This is a genomic window from Gardnerella sp. DNF01189, from assembly GCF_049244195.1.
GTDB classification, from domain to species: Bacteria; Actinomycetota; Actinomycetes; order Actinomycetales; family Bifidobacteriaceae; genus Bifidobacterium; species Bifidobacterium swidsinskii.
Genome location: NZ_CP058385.1, coordinates 653,903 through 678,530, shown reverse-complemented (window position 1 = coordinate 678,530; position 24,628 = coordinate 653,903). Strand labels below are relative to the sequence as shown.

14 protein-coding genes and 1 tRNA gene are annotated in these 24,628 nt (G+C 39.9%); 4 read left to right on the top strand and 11 right to left on the bottom strand.

The window, feature by feature from the left end:
* The first annotated feature begins 435 nt into the window (after positions 1-435).
* A complete protein-coding gene (locus HXT41_RS02850; protein WP_103013835.1) occupies positions 436-2,370 on the top strand; it encodes an SIR2 family protein in 1,935 nt (644 codons plus the stop codon).
* A 328-nt stretch (positions 2,371-2,698) separates the two neighbouring features.
* Here HXT41_RS02850 and HXT41_RS02845 read toward each other — a convergent pair whose 3' ends face one another.
* From HXT41_RS02845 to HXT41_RS02825, 5 genes are all read right to left on the bottom strand, one after another.
* Positions 2,699-3,103, bottom strand: coding sequence for a Fur family transcriptional regulator (locus HXT41_RS02845; protein WP_004106002.1), 405 nt, complete (start codon positions 3,101-3,103; stop codon positions 2,699-2,701).
* A gap of 20 nt (positions 3,104-3,123) precedes the next feature.
* The gene (purK, locus tag HXT41_RS02840; protein ID WP_004108378.1) at positions 3,124-4,296 is read right to left on the bottom strand and encodes a 5-(carboxyamino)imidazole ribonucleotide synthase; all 1,173 of its coding nucleotides are present in this window, start codon (positions 4,294-4,296) and stop codon (positions 3,124-3,126) included.
* Positions 4,280-4,744, bottom strand: coding sequence for a 5-(carboxyamino)imidazole ribonucleotide mutase (gene purE, locus HXT41_RS02835; protein ID WP_217430584.1), 465 nt, complete (start codon positions 4,742-4,744; stop codon positions 4,280-4,282). The genes purK and purE overlap by 17 nt, the downstream gene beginning before the upstream one ends.
* A 113-nt stretch (positions 4,745-4,857) precedes the next feature.
* Positions 4,858-7,521, bottom strand: a complete 2,664-nt coding sequence (locus HXT41_RS02830) for a bifunctional lysylphosphatidylglycerol flippase/synthetase MprF (RefSeq protein ID WP_081378942.1) — start codon at positions 7,519-7,521, stop codon at positions 4,858-4,860.
* Between the two features lies 1 nt (position 7,522).
* On the bottom strand, positions 7,523-8,902 hold the full coding sequence (locus HXT41_RS02825; RefSeq protein WP_012914357.1) for an alpha/beta hydrolase: 1,380 nt from the start codon (positions 8,900-8,902) through the stop codon (positions 7,523-7,525).
* A gap of 310 nt (positions 8,903-9,212) precedes the next feature.
* On the opposite strand from HXT41_RS02825, the gene HXT41_RS02820 reads away from it, so the two are divergent.
* Positions 9,213-11,282 (top strand): LTA synthase family protein, encoded by a 2,070-nt coding sequence (locus tag HXT41_RS02820; RefSeq protein WP_076002951.1) that lies wholly within the window; start codon positions 9,213-9,215, stop codon positions 11,280-11,282.
* A gap of 115 nt (positions 11,283-11,397) precedes the next feature.
* Here HXT41_RS02820 and purD read toward each other — a convergent pair whose 3' ends face one another.
* The 6 genes from purD to purT form a co-directional block, all read right to left on the bottom strand.
* Entirely contained in the window at positions 11,398-12,669 is a 1,272-nt protein-coding gene (gene purD, locus HXT41_RS02815) for a phosphoribosylamine--glycine ligase (protein WP_103013837.1), read from the bottom strand.
* 41 nt (positions 12,670-12,710) lie between these two features.
* On the bottom strand, positions 12,711-13,745 hold the full coding sequence (purM, locus tag HXT41_RS02810) for a phosphoribosylformylglycinamidine cyclo-ligase (protein ID WP_103013838.1): 1,035 nt from the start codon (positions 13,743-13,745) through the stop codon (positions 12,711-12,713).
* 96 nt (positions 13,746-13,841) lie between these two features.
* Positions 13,842-15,329: an amidophosphoribosyltransferase gene (gene purF, locus HXT41_RS02805; RefSeq protein ID WP_004105975.1), complete on the bottom strand. Its 1,488-nt coding sequence runs from the start codon at positions 15,327-15,329 to the stop codon at positions 13,842-13,844.
* Between the two features lie 83 nt (positions 15,330-15,412).
* Positions 15,413-19,168, bottom strand: a complete 3,756-nt coding sequence (locus tag HXT41_RS02800; RefSeq protein ID WP_103013839.1) for a phosphoribosylformylglycinamidine synthase — start codon at positions 19,166-19,168, stop codon at positions 15,413-15,415.
* Between the two features lie 143 nt (positions 19,169-19,311).
* Entirely contained in the window at positions 19,312-20,094 is a 783-nt protein-coding gene (purC, locus tag HXT41_RS02795) for a phosphoribosylaminoimidazolesuccinocarboxamide synthase (protein ID WP_103013840.1), read from the bottom strand.
* Positions 20,095-20,269: 175 nt separating this feature from the next.
* Positions 20,270-21,553, bottom strand: a complete 1,284-nt coding sequence (gene purT, locus HXT41_RS02790) for a formate-dependent phosphoribosylglycinamide formyltransferase (protein ID WP_103013841.1) — start codon at positions 21,551-21,553, stop codon at positions 20,270-20,272.
* Positions 21,554-21,693: 140 nt separating this feature from the next.
* On the opposite strand from purT, the gene HXT41_RS02785 reads away from it, so the two are divergent.
* Together HXT41_RS02785 and HXT41_RS02780 are read left to right on the top strand one after the other, a co-directional pair.
* A tRNA-His gene (locus tag HXT41_RS02785) sits at positions 21,694-21,769 on the top strand.
* A gap of 147 nt (positions 21,770-21,916) precedes the next feature.
* A complete protein-coding gene (locus HXT41_RS02780) occupies positions 21,917-24,616 on the top strand; it encodes a DNA translocase FtsK (RefSeq protein WP_103013842.1) in 2,700 nt (899 codons plus the stop codon).
* The last annotated feature ends 12 nt before the right edge of the window (positions 24,617-24,628 follow it).

The following is a 24,628-nucleotide window of genomic DNA, read 5'->3' as shown; positions in this document are numbered from 1 at the left end:
CGGACATTTTGTGGAACATTTGCCGGGGATTTTCCGACATTTTTCTTTACAACGCTGTAAAGTTTCTGTCGCTTTTCGCAGATTTGGAAAACATTTTTCCTAGCGGCGAATGTGCAGAAAACAGATTCGATTACAGCAAAACGCTTGCATTACAAGGTCTAAGACAAGATTTTTTACACACCTTTGGTTTATAACCGAGCTTGGGCTATAACTCCAAAAGTGTGTAAAGCTGAGCTTCTGGATATTCTGTGTTATAAGGCACAGCCCAAACATTGTTGTAATACATATATAAATATATAAACTTTTGCGAAAAATAAAGTAGTGAGTATAATTCACGTTTTAGATATGTAACATTGAAGTTTTTATAGATTTTGTATTCTTCATAAAAATTAAAATATTTAGATTATTGTCAAAATTTTCTCAAAGGAGATTGTGATGGTGAATGATATCGTATTTGAAGATAGTAATAAAAAAGATAAAGAAGAATTGCTTGATTGTTTGATGAAAGAAAGAGGTTTATTTTTTACTGGATCAGGAATCAGCATTGAATCTGGGGTTGCAAAAGTTGATGATGTCTTACAACATACTTGTGATAAATTCTTGATGGAATTTGATAAATGTGGTTGGTGTGTCCCACAAAAAGAAATGTCTCGTAAAGATTATATTTGTAAAATAGTTCAACCAGAGCTATTTTATTCAGTACTACTGGAATGTACAGGGGATGACCGTGTTTTAGAAATGTGGAATTGTCTTAAAAAAGATCATTTCACGAAGGACTATGAACCGCAACCAAATATAATACATTATTTCATAGTAGCTTATTCATATTTTGCAAAGGTTCCAATTTTTACCATGAATTATGATAAAATGTTCGAATCATCTTGCGAAAAGCTTAGACTGCCCCATCTTGTTTATGTTGATTGTCCAACTGATGAATCACTTGAATCACAAGTAGTAATCTGTAAATTGCATGGAAATTTAAGAGAAAATTCAGGGAATATAGTAACAAAAGATGATATTGCAACAACAATGCCAGGTATTTCCAAAAAAAGCGATTTTGCAGATTATGTAAAAAGTAATATTAAGACGCATGACGTGTGTATTTGGGGATATAGCGGAAGAGATGTGGATTATTTTCCGATTTTGCGAAATAGTCATTATGAGGACAGAAAATTTTTCTGGACGGTTGGAAATCCTAAAGAATCTGAAATTGATAAGCTAACAGAAGAAAATGCTTCATCATTGCATAATGTAGTCAAGATAACAGGATATCCATCCAATATGAAAGATGAGTTGATGAATGTGTTATCAACTTTTGATGGCGGCAGTGATATTGTTGATCATATTCGTGAACTAACTAAGGACAGCTCAGTTTCTACAGAAGAAAAAGAAAAATTTTTAAAAGAAATTGAGTCAAACATTGATGCGAAAAATATATCTTTTAATAAAGAAATATTCTGGATGTTGCTTTTGCAAAGAACTGGGCAAAATAAAGATTTGAAATGTATGATTGAAAAGTTGTCTGAAAAATACGATGATGATGATTGTAATTCATTAACTAGTAAAGAAAGAATTATATTGCTAAAAGCGAGGATTTCCCTTGCAAGAGAAAGTGCGGATTTTGATAAATATCGTCAACTTGCGAAAGAACTAAAGAAAACAGCAAAGAAATACGGATTGTCATCTATAGACAGGCGCCAATATTTAGCAGATTCAAAAATCGAATATGTGTCTTCGTTGCAAATGCGTGTTCCATCGAGCCTTTCTTTAAAAGTTCCGTTATTAAGAAGAAAATACGGTTTATTGCTTTTAGTTAGGATTCGTTTTGCACTTGTGAATAGCATGTTTATTCGTGATGAAGAATTGTATAAGAGTAACGAAGTCATTGCACAAGAATGTGAACTTAGGTCTTTGGCAATAGACTGTAAAATTCCATTTTTAAAGAAACGTGCAAAAAGAAAACTTAGAAGTTTATTGGCAAGAGCTAAGGCTATAGGTAATCACGCAACAATAATTGGAGCTTGTAAGTATCTCTGCAGATTATATCCATACAATAAAGATGAGTATGAGCACATGGTTAAAATCGTTGGAACTATAGGAAGTGATTTGAGTGCATTGTCTATCATTTATAGGGATGAAGATGTCAATAAATCTTTAGAAGAAGCTAAGAAAAATGATAATACTTTGAACATCGTGAAAGCTATTTTTAAAAAGAAGTCTCTTATAAATGATTGTACGGATTTGACAATTAGTGATGAAGAAAAAGAATTGCTATTTAATTCCATCAAAAAGATTACTCCAAAAAGTTTGAAGAAAACGCTTTTGCACATAGGAAAACGAGAGGGTTTATTTTTAAAAAATAGCAAGTAAAAGTCATATACAAAATTTAAGTTGAATGCAACAGAATATAATAAGCTACAAAAGCATAGTTTCAATAAAATTGAGGATTATTTGTTTATTAATAAAATTAAAAAATGAATATGTGGAATAAAGGGTGATGTGAGAGTACTCATCTGCGCCAGTAACGACAAGAACGTAAAAATACGTTATTCGCGCAGAACGTAATCTGCAGGAGTAACGAAAGAACGGTATTGAGTGTTACTTGTGCAGTACGCTGACTGCGTCAGTAACGAAAAAACGTCATTGAGCGTTACTAGCGCAGAAACCAACCTGTACGTGTCTTAAAGACGCGTACAGGTTACTTATCTTCTTCGCGGCAGCTTTCGCATAAGCCAAATACTTCTAGCGTATGATCCACCACAGTGTACCCGTGAGATTCAGCTACTTTATGAATCCATCCTTCGTCGTCAGGCGGCTCAATGTCGACGGTTTTTCCGCAACGTTCGCACACTAAATGATGGTGATGAGTATTTTCATCGCAAATACGGAATAATTGCTGTCCATTAAAGCGCACGGTATCTACTTCGCCGCTTTGAGTTAAAGAATTAAGTTGACGATACACTGTTGCTAAGCCAATAATCTCCCCGTCTTTGGCGAGTATTCGGTGCAAATCTTGTGCAGAAACAAAATTACGAGACTCGCGTAAGTAGGAGAGTACTATTTCTTTTTGTTTTGTATGTCTACGCATAGGCTCACTAGACATTTCGCATCCTTTCGTCGTTTTTAGTCTAGCTCGTCGTCCCAGCAGCCTGTTGCATCTAATGCTGCAGCAGCGTCAACAGGATTATCGCATAGCACAGTAATATGACCCATTTTGCGATTCTTACGAACTTCAGCTTTTCCATAATCATGTATATGCCATTCTGGATGTTCCAAAATCAGCGAACGTGTAGGAGCCACATGTTGCCCAAGAACATTTACCATAACAGCAGGGGAAAGTAGCTTAGGCTTCTTTAAAGGCCAACCAACAATACCGCGAATATGTGCTTCAAATTGATCCATATCGCAAGCTTCAATCGTATAATGCCCGGAATTGTGAGGGCGAGGAGCAAGTTCGTTTACTACTACGCGATTATCTTTAGTGATGAAAAGCTCGATTCCTAATGTTCCTGCTAGTTCGAATCCTTTAGCTAAGCGCAAAGCTAATTCGTGAGCTGTTTTTTCAACTTCAGGATCAACTACTGCAGGAGCTAAAGTCATGTGCAAAATACTATTGTGATGCACGTTTTTTACTAGAGGATAAGTTACGAAATCCTTACCATTTCCAGAAACCAAGATTGATGCTTCAAAAGCAAAATCGACGAAACCCTCGAGAATTGAAGGAGGGAATTTTCCTCCGCGATCCGAGCGATGGTGAATGTTAGCAACGTCTTCTTCTGTGCGCAAAACATCTTGACCATGACCGTCGTAGCCGCCGCGACGAGTTTTAAGAATTGCTGGCAAGCCTATTTCGTCAATAGCAGCATCTAAGTCGTCCAAATTATTTACTTCACGCCACGGAGCTGTTTCGATTTTATGACTATTAATGAACGTTTTTTCACTGACGCGATCTTGAGTTACGCGTAACAGGTCAGTTCCTTGTGGGATTGCGGTTAAATGACGAACTTTATCAAGTGCGTCTGCGTTAACATTTTCAAATTCGTAAGTTAATACATCGCAACGTTCAGCAAGCTCACGTAAGCCTTCAGGATCGTCGTAATTAGCTTCAACCTGCAAATCTGCTACTTGGAACACAGGGCAGTCAAGCGTAGGGTCAAGAACACCAATACGAAAACCCATATGGCGAGCTGCAATAGCCATCATGCGCCCTAACTGGCCGCCGCCAATAATTCCAATAGTGGATCCTGGCATTAAACGTTCAACAGCACCATTAGTTACTTCAGATAAGGTTGGCATTTGATTCCTCGACTTTTTCTTTTAGTTCATTGCGATATTCTGCTAGTTCTTTAGCAAGACGATTATCAGTTGTACTTAGAATACTTACAGCAAGCAATCCAGCATTTGTCGCACCAGAGTTTCCAACTGCAGTAGTTGCAACAGGAATACCTCCTGGCATTTGTACTATTGAAAGCAATGAATCCCAGCCTGATAGCGCATGCGAGCGTACTGGCACTCCAATAACAGGAATCGTGGTTTGTGCCGCAATCATGCCAGGCAAGTGGGCGGCTCCACCGGCTCCAGCAATAATAATGTGGAAACCGTTTGAGCGAGCATTATGCGCAAAATCTGCCATTAATTCCGGTGTACGATGTGCGGAAATAACTCGTTTCATATACGGAACTTGGAATTTATCTAGAATTTCACAAGCATGACGCATGGTTTCCCAATCACTTGAGGATCCCATTACGACAGCGACGGTTGGCTTTACTTCTGACACGATGAACCTCCCTGACGTGCACTTGTTACTTTACGCAACACTAGGGAGAACTCGCCGAAGTTTATCTAAAACTTAACAAATTATTTGTTCGCTTCATTGCTTTTTGGTCGCAACGATTTTACCATTTCTAGTATTTGTTTAGGATTAGCTTCCGGTAAATAGGCGTGAGTTACAGCTAGTGAAATCTGAGCTAATTTTGCAGAATCCATATAGCAAACATATACGGAACTTGCGGATGGCTGGAATTTTTTCTTGAAGAAATATAGCGATTTGAACCCATAAGCTGGTTCCAAAATGTCAGACATCATTTCTAGCGCATGATTAATAACGTTAGAAGATTTTTGACCATTTTCGTTCAATATGTCTTCGTTTATGCCAGCTAGAGGTGCTGCAGAAAGGCTCATAAATTCTACAGAACAGTCTGGGTTTTCTAATCCTTCATCTCTTAAACGTTCTGCCATTCTAGCAATTAATAATTCCATAATCCCATTAGGACTATCTGTGCGGTGACGCATAAAATCAAGTGTCCAACCAATAATTCGATTATTTCTATACGTTGGCATCCAGCTTGTTACTCCAAGTACCCTGCCGTCTTCATTAATAGCGTATAAAATTTTGACGCGGCTATCTTGAAGTTCGTCAAGTCCTCCGAGAGTAAATTTCATTTCTGGAAGAGCTTTTAACTCTGCCCATTCTTCTGAAATTTCTACAATTTGTTGCCGTACGTCCCAAGAGGCTTCGTTATAAGTTGTAAGTACGTCGGCAATTCCATCTCGTTTTGCTTTGTTTATAGCTGTACGAATATCTTGCCATTTTTTCCCTCGCGTCTGCCAAGTATTAGGGTCTACTAGCATGTCTGTTCCGACTTTAATAGAAGTAAATCCAAGTTTTTCTAGTTCTTGACGCGTTTTATCGTGCACAGCATAGAATGCTGGAGACCACGAATTTTGTTCGCAGAATTTAATAAATCCTCGAATATCTTGTGAATACTCTTTTTCATCTCCAAAAGGTTCTGTAAGAGTGAGCGCAATACCGTAATTTAGTCTATAGGCAATTGCAGATTGCCCGCTTTGAGAGAACCAATAATGGTTATTCGCCCAAGTCGTCATAAAGCTCATTGTGTTTCCACCAAGTTCTACTAATGAGCTTGCTTTTTTTCTATCGTTTTCGCTTGTAGAGATGCTGCTGCGGAACCACGTAAAGCAGACAATAAACAATATTGTCCAGAATATCACGCCCACGCTTTGTGCTAGTAAAGAAGATAGGGGTGTTTCAGTGCGAAGCATTGCGTTAGATCTGTTTCCAAATCCCATAGGCATCCAGCGCCCTGGTAAATCTCGCAATAAGTGGTAAATATCAGCAGATGGAGTAAATTCTTCAGGTATCATAAGACCAAAAGCAACATATCCAGCACCAGTTATATACAATGCTATAAAAATTGCTATTAGTCCCAAACGTGCCTGTAGTTTGCTCGTATGAACAGAAAAATGCTTTAAATTAATTATCAACAAAATAGTAAGCAATAATGGTGGGAGAGCGGTAAGCATAAAAGCAACAGCAACAGCATTATGTTGATGTTCCAAAATATTTTGTTTTGTGGCAATTAAAGGCAAAACAGTGAAATACATTCCTGCATATAGCACAGTCAGTGCGTTTATAAATATAGAAGTTAATGCAGCTAGTCTACGCCCTCGTAACATTCCCCACGCAATAATCATCAGTGTGATGCTTGGTAATAGAATGCGAATCCATAATTCGCCAATTGCAGCGTGATGTAGACCTGAATGAAGAAAACAATTATTTGTGCTGTAATTTGTCATGCATCGCGTAAGCCATGTCTTAGAGCCTAGTTGCGGTGACATAAACAAACCAAGAGTAGTAAGAATTCCTGCGTGAGAGCGTGAAGATAATGCCAACACTGGACCTAATGCAATAATGCTCTGAGCTACTGCAAAAAGCCTACGAATTTCGTAATCTGTACCTTCCCACCAGTTTACACTTCGTTTAACGCCTTTTGTTTTGCTCATAATATTGCCGATGATGTGTCCTGTAAGGGCTGCAATAATAGTGCAATAATCGCCTGGATTTCCACTATAAAGAAGCATTGCTGAAGTAGTAGCGTATCCAATTACTAAAGTTCTTCTGCGCCACAAAATAGATTCGTAAGATGCAGAAGCCATAAAAGCGCCAATAAACAGTGTGAATGGAGATAGTCGAATAGGAATCTTGGTAATCCAATGCATGTTTCGAATAATGATTGAAAGATTACCTATGATTGTTAATCCTACAATTATGCCAACAAGTGTGCTAAATATTGCAATATAAATAATATTAAGTCTACTTATACGAGTTTCTGCAACGCCAATAAGTACGGCAACAAGTAAACAATTAACCATAAGAGATGGCATATTATTTACGAAAATAAGCGAATGGCACACTTTTATCAGCAGCTCTGTGACGTTTCCGTGCCCGAAGAATAGGCTTGGACCTTTTGAATGATGATGTCGCATAAACAATTGTGCAAGAGTAGCGCTTGTGCCATAAGTATAAAAATGCATAAGTGCTAATACGAGCCAGTGTATGCAATTTATAACAATAAAAATGCATGTAAGCGTTAATGCAAAAACTTTATGTTGCATCCAGGTTATGAAATCGTGCATCAATATTTTTGTATGCCGAATTGCTGAATGTTTAGAATCAGAATCATTTTTCTTACAACGTTTATGAAAGAAAGACAGCATCATATTAGTCTCGATTCACTTGCTGGTTGATAAGAATTTGTACATTTTGGTAGGTATTAAGTTTTGGTGCAGTGCTTGAAATACCTGTTTTTTTGCAGAATTGATCAATTGCTATTTTTAATCCAGCTTTTACTGTGTGCCAATCATGACCATTGCCTTGAGAAAGCATGGTTATAACATTCATTCCAGCGCGATGTGCGCTTAGTGCGATGGTTGCCTGATTCGCTTGAGATTTAGTATCCCATGAGCCCGCAATAGCGTAATAATTTTGTTTCAAAGGAGCATTTTTACGCATTATCACGCTAGGTATATGTCGCTCATATTCTGATGTGTTTCCATTGAAATAATGATTAATTGTTTCTTGGCGATTCTTATATGTTGGTTCTAGTTCCCCTCCGGCAGAAAAAATGTTTCCAAATATATCAGGGTGAGATGGAACTAGTTGCGTTGAGCAAGTGCCTCCTTGTGAGAAGCCGCCCATAAGCCACATTTTAGGATCTTTGCTTACTGGCAAATGTTTGCGTATCCATTTAGGAACATCATTAATTAAATATGTTTCTGCTTTGCCGAACACATGTGTATCCGCACACAGAGAATTATGCGAAGATTCACCATTTTGGTCAGGGGCTACAACAATAGGTGCAAGACCGTAGTGATTTTTCGCGTAATTGTCTAAAGTATTTGCAATATCGCTTGCTGCAAAAAAGTGATTAGGGCTACCAGGTTGTCCTGCAAACATGACCATAACTGGCAGTTTTGGTGGTTTTTTAACAAGTGCAGCAGGTGGCAAGTATACGTTTGCTATTCTGGCATTGAAATGTGAAGCAGTGTTAGGGATATAAACTGAACGAACAATACCTTTTTTAGGCAGTTTTGGCAGTTTTTGTTGTGCTGCTAACTCTCTCCATTGTTTAATACTAGAGGATGCGGATTTTTGCTTATTAACTTCTAGTTTTGGAAAACCACCCATTCCAAATATTGAACCTATTGTCGTGTATTCCCCATAAATCATGTCTACATGAAGAGCTGTGCTTGCTAACGTCAAGATAATAGCTATTACTGCAACTAGTTTTCTCCATTTGTGTAAGAAAACAAATGCTGTTGCTGCAAAACCTATAAGCCCGAAGCCGCATGCAATAGAAAAAATAACGAGCCATCCAAGACTTACTTCGAATACAAGAAACACGTCAGAAATAAGCCAAGCAATTATTCCACCGACAAAAAATGTTATGACACCTATTGCAAGTTGTATTAGTAAGTGGAACATTTTCTTGCCGCGTTTTGTTTTCATAAAAAGCAACAAGACTAAAGAAATACCATTTACGCTAAAAAGGCTTACTGGTAGCCATCCTTGCAAAAGACTCACTTTTGCCAATTGCAGCATGTTTGACTCCTATACTTTCTAGTCTAATTTGCGTACCAGTTACTAATCTAAGCGACATGTACGCACAGTAATTGCCCAACCTAGTAATGTAATGCTAGTATCTGAAATTTTCCTCAATATTTGTTTTATTTTTTATTATTTATTCTATTTAAATAATAAATAACGAAACATATATTGTAATCAGTCCTAAGTATTAAAATTGCTATTTTTTCTTGTTTCAATGCATTGTTAAAAATTTATGACGATAGCAATAAGTAAACTTGCACATTATTAGTAATAATTAGTACGTGTGTGATTTATTGAGGATAGTATGAAGTCATTTTTGCGCTTGAAAGTTCCGTATTGGCTGTATGCATTTCTTTTCTTTGTTATTGACGGCATGTCGGTAATTATTGTGCAAATGGGTGTGCAGCGCGCTGGAAGAGTTGAGATGACTTCTGCAATGTCTGGTGGACGTTGGGGATTAATAACTAAAACCTGGAAAGAACTTAATTTCGTTATTGTTCTTAGTGCGCTCGTTGTTGCGATGATATACGGTTTAATTCTTTTGATTAGTAACCGATTTTGGATATCAAGTGCAATAATTCTAAGTGTTTCATTGCTTATTGCTGTTATTGAATATATGAAAGTAAATGTTCGTTATGAAACTATTCTTCCTGCGGACTTAAACTTTTTAAAAAGTAACACTGGTAATGTCGCTTCATTTTTGCCAGATAATGCTCCTATGGTCATTGGTGTTGCTTTAGGCGTTTTTATTTTGCTTTTAGTTACAACTGTTTGCTTACACATATTTGATACAAATCATGGAAAGATTGTGCGATTTAAAGATTGGCGTTATTCTGCTGGTATTCGTGTTGCAATTGCGTTGATTTTAATAGGGAATTTAAGCTGGTATATTGGCGGCGTTGGCACAGTTGACTCTTCGGCTAATGTTTTTTCTAAAATGCTTGGTGACAGTCCTGCTATGTGGGATTCTGTTTATGACGCTCAACGCAATGGTGCTATTGTGGCATTTTTGCGTAATGTAAATCCTAAAATTATGGATAGGCCGGCTGATTACAGTGAAGAAACTATGAAGGCTGTATACAAGCGTTATAACGATGAAGCTAAACGTATAAATCGTTCTCGTACAACAAATATGAACGATAATACTTTTATTCTTATCTTGTCTGAATCGTTCTCTGATCCTACTCGTGTTCCTGGTTTGAAGTTGAACAAGAATCCAATACCATTTATTAGCAATTTAAAGAAGCATACGGATAGTGGTTTGATGCTTTCTTCTGGTTATGGTGGCGGTACTGCAAATCTAGAGTACATGTCTTTAACTGGTTTGAGCATGGCTAATTTTGATCCTTCAATGACGAGTCCGTATCAGCAGTTGGTTCCTAATGCTCAATGGTCTCCAACTATTAATCAATATTGGGATGATTCTCGTAATTCTATTAAATCTATAGCTTTCCACCCGTATGAGCCGAGCATGTATTTGCGCGCTACTAATTACAAAAAGTTTGGATTTAGTAAGTTCTACGCATTGCAAGGACCTGATGTTATTGCTCACCGTGATGTTATAGATAAATCACCGTATGTTTCTGACGCATCAGCATATAAGAGTGCGTTAGAAAAGATTAAAGAGCATAAGCAACCTAGGTTCGTACAAATTGTTACTATGCAAAACCATATGCCTTATAGGGATTGGTATGCGAATAATGAATTCGAAGCGTCTTCTAAAGATGGTGCCGCTGATCTTGGTGATGATGAAAAAACTTCTATTGAAACGTATGCTAAGGGTGTGCAGCACACTGATGAGGCAACACAAGCGTTTTTGAAGAGTTTAGATAAACTAAATAAGCCTATTACTGTTATGTTTTATGGTGACCATTTGCCAGGAATTTACGGCACTGCAAGTTCAGATGAAAAGAATTCATTGTCTTTGCATTTGACTGATTATTTTATTTGGTCAAATAAAGTTGCTTTGGAGCGTAAAGAGCGTAGTGAGAAAAAATCTTCAAACAAAAATGTAGAGCATTCTAATACAAGTAAAGATGTAGATCGTACTAATAAGTATTCTTCACCTAACTTCTTTATTTCTCAGGCTGCTTTACATATGAACGCTAAAGTTTCTCCGTATCTTGCTTTCTTAACTTGTTTACATGAGCATGTGAGCGCTATGGAGCCTCCTGTTGTAAATACTATTCAAGGCTGGGATAGAATTCCTGAGGGACAATCAATTTATTTGGATAACGATGGTAATCCTATGATTTTGTCTAAGATGGATAAGAAGTCACGTCAACTTCTTCATGACTATCGCTTAATACAATACGATATTACTGCTGGAAAGCATTATTTGCGTAATACTGATTTTCTGAAATTACCGCGCTAAAAGCTAGTTTGATTATTACAATGCCCCTCGTTTGTATTTGATACATAGTATGTTTCAAATAGCGAGGGGCTTATTGATTTGCAATTTGTTAATGAAAACTATATCAATTAACAAACTATTTTAAGGCTTTAGATGCGATATCATGCCTAAAGAACATGTGTGGAAGATTAAGCTTATTTAATATGCTGTAGACGTTGTTTTGAGCGTCTTTTACGTCATCTCCATGCACTTGCACAAGAGCTACTCTACCTGAAGAAGTAAGAAGTTTGCCGCTTTCTTCATCGCTTTTTACTCCTGCATAATACACGTGTTGACCTTGATTTTCGTCAACAGGAATTTGAGGAAGAGGAGTTCCAGTAACTAAAGTGCCAGGGTAGCCTTCGCTTGCAATAATTACGCCGAGCGTAACACCGTTATTTTTCCAAGTAAAAGTTGGGCTTTTATGTCGCAAAATATTCCATATAGCTTCACCAAAATCTGAAGTAAGGCGAGGAAGCACAACTTCTGTTTCTGGGTCTCCAAAGCGAGCATTAAACTCAATAACTTTAGGACCTGTTGCTGTATCAATTAAGCCAGCATAAAGCACGCCGGTAAAAGGCGTACCCTCTTTAGCTAGTCCTTCAACAGTTGGGCGCACAATTTCGTCGATAGCACGCTGAACTGTTTCGTCGCTAATTTGCGGCACAGGGCTATAAGCTCCCATGCCTCCAGTATTTGGTCCTTTGTCTCCGTCATAAGCACGCTTGTGATCTTGAGAAATAGGCATAACCCAAAAATCAGTTCCGCTTACAAAACTCATAAGCGAAAACTCTTGACCTTGCAAAAATTCTTCAATAACAACTTTTGCTCCAGCTTGACCAAAACGATGATCTACGAAGATATCATCCAAAGCATCAACTGCTGTTTGCTCATCCATAGCAACAGTAACGCCTTTTCCAGCAGCCAAACCATCCGCTTTAATAACAATTGGAGCACCATGCTCAAGAACGTATGTGCGTGCCGGCTCCAAAGCGTCAAATGTTTTGTAGGAGGCAGTTGGAACGTTGTGACGAGCCATAAGCTTTTTTGCGAAATCTTTAGAGCCTTCAATTTGAGCTGCGGCTTTGTTTGGACCAAAAGCGGCAATTCCATGCGCTTCAAAATCGTCAACAATGCCATTCATAAGGGGAACTTCAGGACCAATGAACGCAAAATCGTAATTATTGTCTTTAACGAACTTAATAAGAGCGTCATGATCTGATTGACTTATGTTTGCAGTTTGAATGCCATCTGCTGCAATACCAGGATTTCCAGGAGCAACAGTTACTTCTTCAACGCTTTCTCCTTTAAGTAGCGCGTGTGCAATAGCATGTTCGCGAGCGCCAGAACCAACTACTAAAACTTTCATTTTTGATCCTTTATTGCTTTAAAATTTTGCTGTTTTGTGGATTACAACAATTCGACTGCAACGTTTTCGCGCTTAGCCATTTTGCCAATAATATAAGCGGTTTCGTTATGCTCTTTTAGTATTCGCATTGCCTCGTCTGCTTTGTTTTCGTCAACTGCCAAAACCATGCCAATACCCATATTAAAAACGTTGAACATTTCAGCGTGAGCAACTTTTCCAGCTTTTTCAATAACTCCAAAAATAGGTGGAACGCTCCAGCTAGTGGTATCAATTTTTGCAGCCAAATCATCTGCGTACATGCGTGGAACATTTTCAATAAATCCGCCGCCTGTAATATGAGCAACTCCCTTAATAAGATGTTCTGCAAAAAGTGGCTTTAAAGCTTTTACGTAGATTCGAGTAGGTTCAAGAAGAACTTCGCCAAGTGTTTTGCCATTAAGCTCATCTAGCTTGGTGTCAACGCTAAAACCTGCTTCTTCAAACAAAGCTTTGCGAACAAGAGAGAATCCATTTGAATGAACTCCTGAAGAAGGAAGTCCGATAAGCACGTCGCCGGCAGTAATAGTGGAGCCGTCAACAATATTCGAACGTTCTGCAACGCCTACTGCAAAACCTGCAAGATCGTACTCGTCTTCGTCATACATTCCAGGCATTTCAGCAGTTTCGCCGCCAATTAAACCTGTCTCTGATTGCACGCAACCATCTGCAACGCCTGAAACTACCTGCTCAAGTATTTCAGGATTGTTTTTTCCGCATGCAATATAATCGAGGAAGAAAAGCGGCTCGGCACCTTGAGCTGCAATATCGTTTACGCACATTGCAACGCAATCAATGCCAATAGTGTTATGCTTATTCATCATTTTTGCAATCACAAGCTTGGTTCCAACGCCATCCGTGCCAGAAATCAGCACTGGCTCTTTGTAACCAAGAGATGCCAAATCAAATAAGCCGCCAAATCCGCCAATGCCGCCTACAACGCCTGGGCGCTTTGTGCGATTTACATGAGATTTAATACGACGTACTACTTCGTATCCTGCTTCTACGCTTACGCCAGCTTCTTCATATGCGTGTGGCATATTGGTTCCTTTCGTAACAATGTTATAAGTATTTTCTTAAGTTTTATTTATAAATTGCAATGAACAATTTAATTAATAAATAATCAAGTTATTAAGTTATATAAGATTTTCGTGTGAATATTTACTGTGCTTCCTTACTTCTTGCAAATGTTCGCGTTCTTCAGGAGTAAGGGAAGCCAAGAATTCTTCGCCATAATCGTCTAGTGCAGTAGGGTAGTCGCCATTAAAGTAAGCAACGCACAAACCGCCATAAGGAGCAGGCTTTTTTAATCCAATCGACTCGACTAATCCATCTAAAGACAAAAATGCTAAGGAATCAGCATCAATATACTCGCGAATTTCTTCAACTGAATGCTTTGCTGCAATAAGTTCCTTCGTAGTTTGAATATCGATACCGTAGAAGCAAGGATATTTAAGCGGAGGGGAAGAAATACGCATATGCACTTCTTTAGCGCCAGCTTCTCGAAGCAATTGCACAATGCGCTTAGAAGTAGTTCCGCGAACAATCGAATCGTCAATAACGATAACGCGTTTTCCTGCAACTACACCACGAACAGCAGAAAGTTTCATACGAACGCCTTGCTCGCGTAATTCTTGCGTCGGTTGAATAAAAGTGCGTGCAACATACTGGTTTTTAATCAATCCCATTTCGTTTGGAATTCCGCTTGTTTCAGCGTATCCTGCAGCAGCAGAAAGTGAAGAATTAGGAACTCCAATAACCATATCTGCTTCAACAGGAGATTCTTTAGCCAAACGTGCACCCATGCGCTTTCGTACAGAATGAACATTAATACCGTAAATATTAGAATCTGGGCGAGCGAAATAAATAAATTCCATTGAGCATACTGCATGCTGCACGTGCTTTGTATATTGCTCAATAGTGTAGCCATCGTCATTAATAACAATGATTTCGCCAGGCTCAATATCGCGAATAAACTCTGCTCGCACAATATCAAGCGCACAAGTTTCAGAAGCAAGCACGTACGCGCCGTTCTTCATACGACCAAGCGAAAGAGGGCGGAAACCATTTGGATCAGTCGCTCCGATTAGTGCATCTTGAGTAAGCAATAAGTAAGCAAAACCGCCATGAACAGTTTGTAAAGCTTCTTTTAGGCGATCCATAAAAGTTGCTTTACTGGAGTGGCGAATTAAATGCATCAATATTTCAGTATCAGAATTTGAGTGGAATATTGAGCCTTTATCTTCCAAGGAATTACGTAGGCTAGTGCAATTTGTCAAATTTCCGTTATGAGCAAGAGCTACGTCTCCATCGTGGAAACGGAATAGGAAAGGCTGAATGTTATCAACGCTTCCAGAACCTGCAGTAGCATATCGCACGTGACCGATAGCCCTGTTTCCAGTAAGACGATCCATAACTTGTTCATTGCTAAATACTTGAGTTAGCAATCCCAATCCGCGATACCCATGCAATTTGCCATTGTCGTTAGATACAATGCCGGCACCTTCTTGTCCTCGATGCTGTAGCGCATGAAGTCCAAAATATGTCAGCCTAGCTGCATCTTGATGACCCCACACACCAAATACGCCGCATTCTTCGTGAATATCTTCAAGTTCTGCAGACATTCATACCCCCCTAATAATCGATGATTGTAATCGTCGAATTTTGTAGTTATTTTGATACAAGTCTTGCAACTGTAAACTAAAGCTCATGCAGTGAAATATTCAACGCCAGCTTCAAACAATGGTTGCTCGTGGAAATCAGGAATATTGACATACAAGTCACGACCTGCGCGCTCGCAATGTCCCATTTTTCCAAAAACTCGACCATCTGGGCTGGTAATTCCTTCAACGGACATAATCGATCCGTTTGGATTCACATTCAAACTCATGCTTGGAACGCCATTGCTATCAACGTATTGCGTAGCTACTTGGCCGTTGTTAATAAGCTTTTCCATAACTTCGTTAGTAGCAATAAAACGACCTTCTCCATGAGAAATTGCAACAGTATGCATGTCTCCAACTTGCGTATTTGCTAACCATGGTGAAAGATTTGAAGCAATTCTAGTGCGAACAATCCTACTTTGGTGTCTGCCAATAGTGTTGTAGGTAAGAGTTGGGCATTCGGAATTTATTGGGATAATGTCACCAAAAGGCACAAGACCAAGCTTAATAAGCGCTTGGAAGCCGTTGCAAATTCCAAGCATTAAACCGTCACGATTATTAAGCAAGTCACGAACTGCGTCTGTTACTGCTGGATTCCTAAAGAATGCTGTAATGAATTTTGCAGAACCGTCCGGCTCGTCCCCTCCAGAGAAGCCTCCTGGAATCATTACAATTTGACTCTTTTTAATCTCTTCAACCAATTTCTCAGCTGATTGTGCAATATCTTTTGCGCTTAAATTATTAATAATAAGCGTATGAGCGTCTGCTCCAGCTTTTTCAAAAGCAGCTTGAGTATCGTATTCGCAATTATTTCCAGGGAAAACTGGGATAATAACGTGAGGATGCGAAAGCGGCTTTAGTTTTCCTGTGTGCATGTGGTTTGTAGTAGAAACATTAGTTTCGTTATTAATAGTTTCTACAATCTCGCCAGGCTTTTTATACGGGAAGATTGAGGAAAGTTCGCTTTCCCAAACTTTTTGCAAATCACTTAAATCAATTTCTTCGCCATTCGATGAAGTAATCGCGTAATTTTCAGTTGTTTCGCCAACAATCTCAACGTCAACCAAGCTTGTATTCGCTAAAGACGGAACTTCAGCGTCTTCTTTAAGCTCAACGTAGAAGTTTCCATATGCTGGCTTAAATAAATCATCGTCGCTTAAATTGTTGAATAATTTAAGACCAATATGATTTCCAAGCGTCATTTTGAATAAGCTTTCTGCGCTAGCACCGTAGCCAGGAGTAGATATAGCAAGAGCTTGCTTGTTTTTCGTAATATTTTCTACAATCTCTAGTGCTTTCAGGAAGCTTTCTTTTTCTGGAGTAATTCCGTCGGATTTATATTTTGGAGCAATACGTATAACTTTATGATTTACACCCTTAAATTCAGGTGAAACAGTTAAACGTGCATCTCCAGTAGAAACAGCAAACGAAATCAAAGTTGGTGGCACATCCAGATTCTCAAAACTGCCGCTCATGGAATCCTTGCCGCCAATAGCTCCAACGCCAAAATCAAGCTGTGCACTTAAAGCACCAAGAACTGCTGCAGCTGGCTTTCCCCAACGCTCTGGAATATCGTGAGGCTTGCCAAAATATTCTTGCAAGCTCAAGTAAGCACGTTCGCGAGTGAAACCGCTAGCTGCTAGCTTTGCCAATGATTCAACAACCGCAACATAAGCTCCAGTAAACTGATTCTTTTCCATCAAATACGGATTAAAGCCCCAAGCCATTGCGGAAGCTGTGTTTGTTTCGCCAAATACTGGGAATTTAGCAACCATGGCTTGAGCAGGAGTAAGCTGGCGACGACCGCCAAAAGGCATAAGTACAGTAGCAGCGCCAATAGTAGAATCAAATCGTTCAGATAAGCCTTTATTTGAAGCAATATTAATATCCGAAACTAAGTTATGCATGCGCTTTTCTAACGGCAAATCTGACTGATTCTGCCATGGAGTTTCGTAAGATTCTCCACTTTCAATATGCAATATCTGCTGTTTTGCAGCGCCATTAGAAGCCAAGAATGCGCGGCTTAAGTCAACAATGGTTTTTCCACGCCAAGTCATTCGCATTCGTGCTTCTTCAGTAACAGTCGCTATTATTTCTGCTTCAAGATTTTCTTCACGAGCATACTTCAAAAATTCTTCAGCATCACTTGATGCAACGTCGACAGCCATGCGCTCTTGAGATTCAGAAATAGCAAGCTCAGTGCCGTCGAGACCTTCGTACTTTTTAGAAACTTTGTCGAGATTAATAGTTAAGCCGTCGGCAATTTCGCCAGTTGCGACAGAAATGCCGCCAGCGCCGAAATCGTTGCAACGCTTAATAAGTTGACAAGCATCCTTGCGTCGGAAAAGTCGTTGCAGTTTTCGCTCAATAGGAGCATTACCTTTTTGAACTTCAGCTCCGCACTCTTCAATACTTTCAACATCTTGAGCTTTAGAAGCGCCAGTTGCGCCGCCAATGCCATCTCTACCAGTGCGTCCGCCAAGAAGAATAATCACATCGCCAGGAGCTGGAGTTTCTCTGCGCACATGGTCGGCTGGGGTAGCGGCAACAACTGCACCAACCTCCATACGTTTTGCAACATAACCAGGGTGGTATAACTCGTGTACTTCGCCAGTAGCTAAACCAATCTGATTTCCGTAAGAAGAGTATCCTGCGGCAGCAGAAGTTACAATTTTTCGCTGCGGAAGCTTACCGTTTAAAGTCTCGCTAATAGGCGTGCGTGGATCTGCAGCACCAGTTACGCGCATTGCTTGATACACATAGGAGCGTCCAGAAAGAGGATCACGGATGCAGCCACCAATGCAAGTTGCAGCTCCACCGAAAGGCTCAATCTCTGTAGGATGATTATGTGTTTCGTTTTTAAACAGGAATAGCCAATCTTCGTCGTGACCGTTTACGTCCACTTTAACTTTTACTGTGCAAGCGTTGATTTCTTCTGACTCGTCCAAATTTTTAAGCTCGCCGGTATGCTTTAAGTATTTTGCGCCAATAGTTGCCATATCCATAAGGCAAACAGGCTTATTTTCGCGATTTAGTTCTTTTCGCAAATCAAGATAACGGCTAAATGCTTCTTGAACAGTGTTATCGTCAATAGAAATATCTGTAAGCTCGGTGCCAAAAGTCGTGTGACGGCAGTGGTCGGACCAGTACGTATCAATAACGCGAATTTCTGTAATAGTAGGATTTCTATGTTCTTCACGGAAATACTTCTGGCAGAACTTTGCGTCAGCCAAATCCATTGCCAAACCGCGAGTATTAATAAAGTCTTGTAATCCAGCTTCGTTTAAATCGTTAAATGAGCTAATTACTTCTACATCAGATGGTACAACTGCTTCTCGCTGTAAACTTTTTACCTCATCAAGTGAAGCTTCTCGCGCTTCAACAGGATTAATAACGTAGTGTTTAATATCGTTTAGTGCTTTTTCGTCAAGATCACCTTTTAAAGCGATTACTCTAGCAGTGCGCACTGTTGGGCGTTCGCCTTGACTAATAAGTTGAATGCATTCGCTAGCAGATTGCGCACGCTGATCGAATTGACCAGGCAAAAATTCTACAGCAAATACGTGCTCGTCGGTTTCAATAGGCAAGTAATCGTAAGTATTATCAACTGGAGGTTCGCTTAATACTGTTTGCACAGCATTGTCGAATAAATCTTTGCTGATACCTTCAACGTCATAACGGTTAATAATTCTTGCGGAAGTAATCGCGCTTATGCCAAGAATCTCCCTAAGCTCATGTAAAAGCTGTTGCGCTTGAACGTCAAAACCAGTGCGTTTTTCCACATATACGCGAAATACCACGAGAAACCTACCTTGTTGAATGTGCGGTATGAATGCAGTGTTTATTGTTGTATTGGTTTTAAATTATAAATATTAAATTATTCAAAATCACATTAAGAATGCATGTGGCTCGCACCCCCTAAAGGTACGAGCCACAACAATCATTATCGTTCTACGCAATCGTCAGGTTTGCGCACAGAGACATCCAAGCCTTCGCTTTGAGCTAAAGATGCAAGCCTATCGTAAATCTCTTCATAAGCAGGAATGATGTCGCCTAAATCGCGTCTGAACAAGTCCTTGTCCAAATGGCTTACCTCATTCGTACCAGCATTGCGCTTATCCCAAAGTCTGCAAGTATCAGGAGTTATTTCATCAGCGAGAAGAATATTACCTTGCGCGTCTACGCCCTCTTCAATCTTGAAGTCAACAAGCTGAACATCAATCTTGGAGAAAATATCCAACAAAGCATTGTTAACAGCATGAGCTTGACGAGTGACTTCCGTCATTTCTTCATCTGTTGCTAATCCAAGAGCTACAACGCCTTCTGGATTAATAAATGGATCGCCAAGCTCGTCGGACTTTACGCAGAACTCCAACAATGGCTTCTTTAAAGGTGTTCCTTCTTTAACGCTATAACGTTTTGCAAAAGAACCTGCAGCAGTATTTCGCATAATAATTTCCAGTGGGAACATGCGCATACGCTTTACAAGTTGTTCAGTATCGGAAATTCGTCCGAGGAAGTGGCTTTTTACGCCGCGCGCCTCAAGTAAATGGAATAGTAACGAAGTAATCCGGTTATTTAAACTGCCTTTACCTGCAATCTGAGCTTTCTTCAGACCGTTACCAGCTGTTGCCTGGTTCATGTATTCAACCCATAGCACATTGGTGTCATCGGTAGCATACAGTTTTTTGGCTTTGCCTTCGTACAACTTCTCAAGTTTTTCCATGATATGCCCTCTCTTATGTGCATTCACAGTTGTAGGCGCAAACCAACAATATTTGTAGGTTTACCTGACCTTTGCCAGCACGATTAGCGTAACAATTGTTACCTACAAAATTTCCCTTCGTGCATACCGTAAATTATTATCTTTTTTAACTCTTATGCCTTAATTTTCAATGTATCTAAGCATTTGTTTGTGTAGTTTTTAGCAACATGGCGATGCGTGTCGCATTTTCTCTAGCTTCTTCCTGCGTTAATCCAGTAGCTAAAGAAACTGCCATTCGTCTGTGACCATGCACAGAAGGCTTAGCAAAAATACGCAAGTTGCATCGATGATTTTCGCCAGATTGCAAAGCTTGAGCAATATTCGTAAAACCAACAGATCCTTCCGCTTTAATAACAATGGCGTGACTTGCTGCAACTTCATTATTTTTCAAAGAAAGTTCAGTATAGTTAGCTGTAATTGGGACTCCCAAAATAGCCAATGCGTGTAATGCGAATTCACTGTAGTGCTGTGAAATCATAGTTACCATGCCAGTATCGTGTGGGCGAGGTGAAAGCTCGTTAAATAACAGTGAGCCATCTTTTAATACAAATAGTTCGACTCCATAAATGCCCCAACCTGTTTCGCCAGCTTCTTGCGCAATATCAGTCAAACTTTCTACAGCACGCTTTGCAATATCTTTCGCATTAGTGCGGATCGATTCAGGAATATTTGCAGGCTGCCAAGATTCTCTATAGTCTCCGTCTTGCTGACACTGAGCGATCGGCTCACAAGTAGTAATTCCTGCGCAAGAGCTTATTGTAAGTACTGTAAGCTCATAATCAAGCGGAGCTAAAGCTTCAACAATAACGCGTGAACACTCATTTTCATGCTCAGCTGCTGCACGCCTGCCATGCTGAGCTTCATTCCAAGCTGCGAGCAAATTTTCAGAACTACGAACTATTGACTGACCATGACCAGAAGAGCTCATAACAGGTTTAACTACACAAGGATAGCCAACTTTTTTAGCTCCATCCTCTAACTCTTCATAAGATGAAGCGAAACAATACGGTGTAGTAGGCAGTCCTAAATCTTCGTGCGCAATTCTACGCAAGCGCTCGCGATCCATTGCAATCGCGGCAATATCTGAGCTAGGAACGACTTGAATATTCTTTTTAGCAGCATCTTTCAAAACTTCAGTAGCAATAGCTTCAACTTCTGGAATAATAATGTCAGGATTCACATTGGAAATAAGTTCTTGCAATTCTTGCGGATTCGACATATCTAGCACGTGGTATTCGTGAGCTATTTGCATTGCAGGAGCGTTTTTGTAGCTATCGGCAGCGCATACTAGCACGCCTAATCGCATAAGCTCAATCGCAATTTCCTTACCAAGCTCGCCTGAGCCAAGAAGAAGTGCTGTCGTGTTGTTGCTATTTGCAGTTACGCCAAAAATGCGCTGATTTTGCTCAGAAAAACTCATACACCCATTGTTGCATTTGCCATTGTCGAATAATTGATGTTGTTACTACGACGCGCCGAAGTGTGTTGCTCTGGCGGAAATCTAGAAAATCGTGTATAGTATCCCTTTGTTGTGTGATTATGTATGTTTTCACGCGCATGGTGGCTATAGCTCAGTCGGTAGAGCATCTGATTGTGGTTCAGAAGGTCGCGCGTTCAAGCCGCGTTAGCCACCCCACTTAAACGGCTGGTAATTGACCAGCCGTTTTTTGTTAGTTTTGTAACCCTTCAAGCCAAACAGTACATAGGGTAAACTGATATGGTTAGGGTGTTTCCCGACTTAAATTGTGCGTGCGCAATGAAGTAATGCACAGAAGGAGTATTTATGGCTGGTAAGGCTTCACCTAGTGAACCATTGTGGGAGACAATTCTCCTGTTTGTGCCTAGAACTTTAGGAAAGTTAGTGCGCTCGTTTTTTGGTGTTGGAGAATACGATGAGGCATATCGCAGGGATGGTTTGTGCTTCGTTATGCTTGTTCTTGCGATTTTGTTCTGCGCATCAGAATGGTTTAGAGTTAGTGGATTTATTGGAGTAGGTCTCCATTTTGTGTCTTCTAGTTTGCTTGGAATTATGAGCGTTGTTCTGCCTGTGTGGTTAAGCGTTGTTGCTTTTAGGTTGATGCGTAACAGTGGAGCTGGCTCTGGTAATCCTCGTGTTATTAGCGGATTTATTATTCTATTGTTGTCTGTTTGCTCAATTCTTGATATTTCTTCTGCACCTCGCGGAAAAGCGTTTAATTTAGACACTGTACAGAAGTCAGGTGGGTTATTAGGATTTGTGCTCGGATCTCCGCTATCGTGGGGTCTTTCTCGTATTTTTGCAATTATTATTTTTGTAGTAGCTACTATTTTTTCGATATTAATGATTGCTCACCTTCATGTAACTGATATAGCTCAAAGTGTTGTTACTATTTTTGCTAAATATAACAGTAAAAAGTCTTCTGAAGATTTAGGAAACTCTGAAGAAGATAATTCTGAAAGCAAAACCAATTCTTTGGAATTTGCAGATGGCGTGCCAACTCACAATGAAGAATCGTCTAAAAATAATAGCGGATCTTCTCAAATGTCTTCTGTATTGAAACTGTTTAAATCATTCTTTAAGCGTAAAAACAGCAATAATAATGGGGAATTGCTTGACGAATACGCCGGCGATGATGCATTTTCGCATGCTGCTTCTCACGGTAATAGTGCAGATAATCTTGAAAGAGTTGAACCTCGTAAAGCAAGAACTGTGAGCAGCTTTTCAGATAATAATGCTGCAAATAATTCTCAATTTGAAAATGCTGATAATAATTCGAGTCAACTTACACCTAGAAGTGTTTCATCTTCATCAAAGCCTGTTCCTGAAGAAATATTGCCAAAAGCTCCTATGAGTGATTCCTCTTTATCTGCAAGCGATCCGTGGTCAAGTATTCCAGCTGAACGTATGGATCAATATCGCAGGGATCAGGAAGATTCAGATGATGAAAATGCTGCCGGCAGTGAAAGTGGTGCTGGCAATAATAATGAGCCTTCTTTTGATTCTTCCTCTGAACCTTACAAGCTCCCTGATTTGAATCTTTTAGCTCATGGCAAGCCTCATGCTGCGAGAACTCCAGCAAACGATAACGTTATTCGCGCGTTAACTTCTACTTTCGAACAGTTTGACGTTGACGCTCACGTTATTGGATTCCTTAGAGGCCCATCTGTTACGCAGTACGAGGTTGAGCTTGGTCCTGGTGTAAAAGTTGAAAAAGTTACGAATTTGCAAAAAAATATTGCATACGCTGTAGCTAGTACGGATGTGCGTATTTTGTCGCCAATCCCAGGAAAGTCTGCTATTGGTATTGAAATTCCAAACGTCGACCGCGAAATTGTGCATTTGGGAGATGTTCTGCGCTCGCAAAAAGCTATGAATGACCCTAATCCTATGCTTACAGGCGTTGGAAAAGATGTTGAAGGTCATTTCGTAACTGCAGCTCTCGATAAAATGCCGCATTTGCTTGTTGCGGGCGCTACCGGCTCTGGTAAGTCGAGTTTCATTAATTCAATGCTTACTTCGATTATTATGAGAGCAACTCCTGAACAAGTTCGCATGATTATGGTCGATCCTAAGCGCGTGGAGCTTTCTGCTTATGCTGGCATTCCGCATTTGCTTACTCCGATTATTACAGATCCTAAGAAGGCTGCGCAGGCTCTTGAATGGGTTGTTAAAGAGATGGATGCTCGTTACGATGACTTGCAATTCTTTGGTTTCCGTCATGTTAAAGATTTCAACAAGGCTGTTCGTGAAGGAAAGGTTCATGCTCCGGCTGGATCTGAGCGAAAAGTTGCTCCATACCCGTATTTACTTGTGGTTGTAGATGAGATGGCTGATTTGATGATGGTTGCTAAGAACGATGTGGAAAGTTCTATTCAGCGTATTACTCAGCTTGCTCGAGCTGCAGGTGTGCATTTAGTTCTCGCTACTCAGCGTCCGTCTGTTGATGTTGTAACAGGCCTGATTAAAGCAAATATTCCTTCTCGCTTGGCTTTTGCTACTTCATCTGCAACGGATTCCAGGGTTATTCTCGATACTGTTGGTGCGGAAACTTTGATTGGTCAAGGTGACGCTTTGTTCCTTCCAATGGGTGCTGCTAAGCCTCAGCGTGTGCAGGGTTCGTGGGTGAGTGAATCTGAAATTCGTAAGGCTGTTGAGTATGTTCGCACGCAGCGCAAGCCAAAGTATCGTGAAGATATTGAGCAAATGGCTCAAAAAGCTGATGCTCAAGCTCAAAGCAAGCTTAAAACTAGCGATATTGGCGACGATATGGATGAGTTGCTTCAGGCTGCAGAGCTTGTTGTTAGCTCGCAATTTGGCTCTACTTCAATGCTTCAGCGCAAGTTGCGCGTTGGCTTTGCAAAGGCAGGTCGATTGATGGATTTGCTTGAATCTCGAGGAGTAGTGGGACCTTCTGAAGGTTCTAAAGCTCGCGAAGTTTTGGTTCAGCCGGAAGATTTGCCAAAAGTTTTGGCTTTTATTCGTGGTGAGTCAGATTCGTTATAAGATATTGTATTG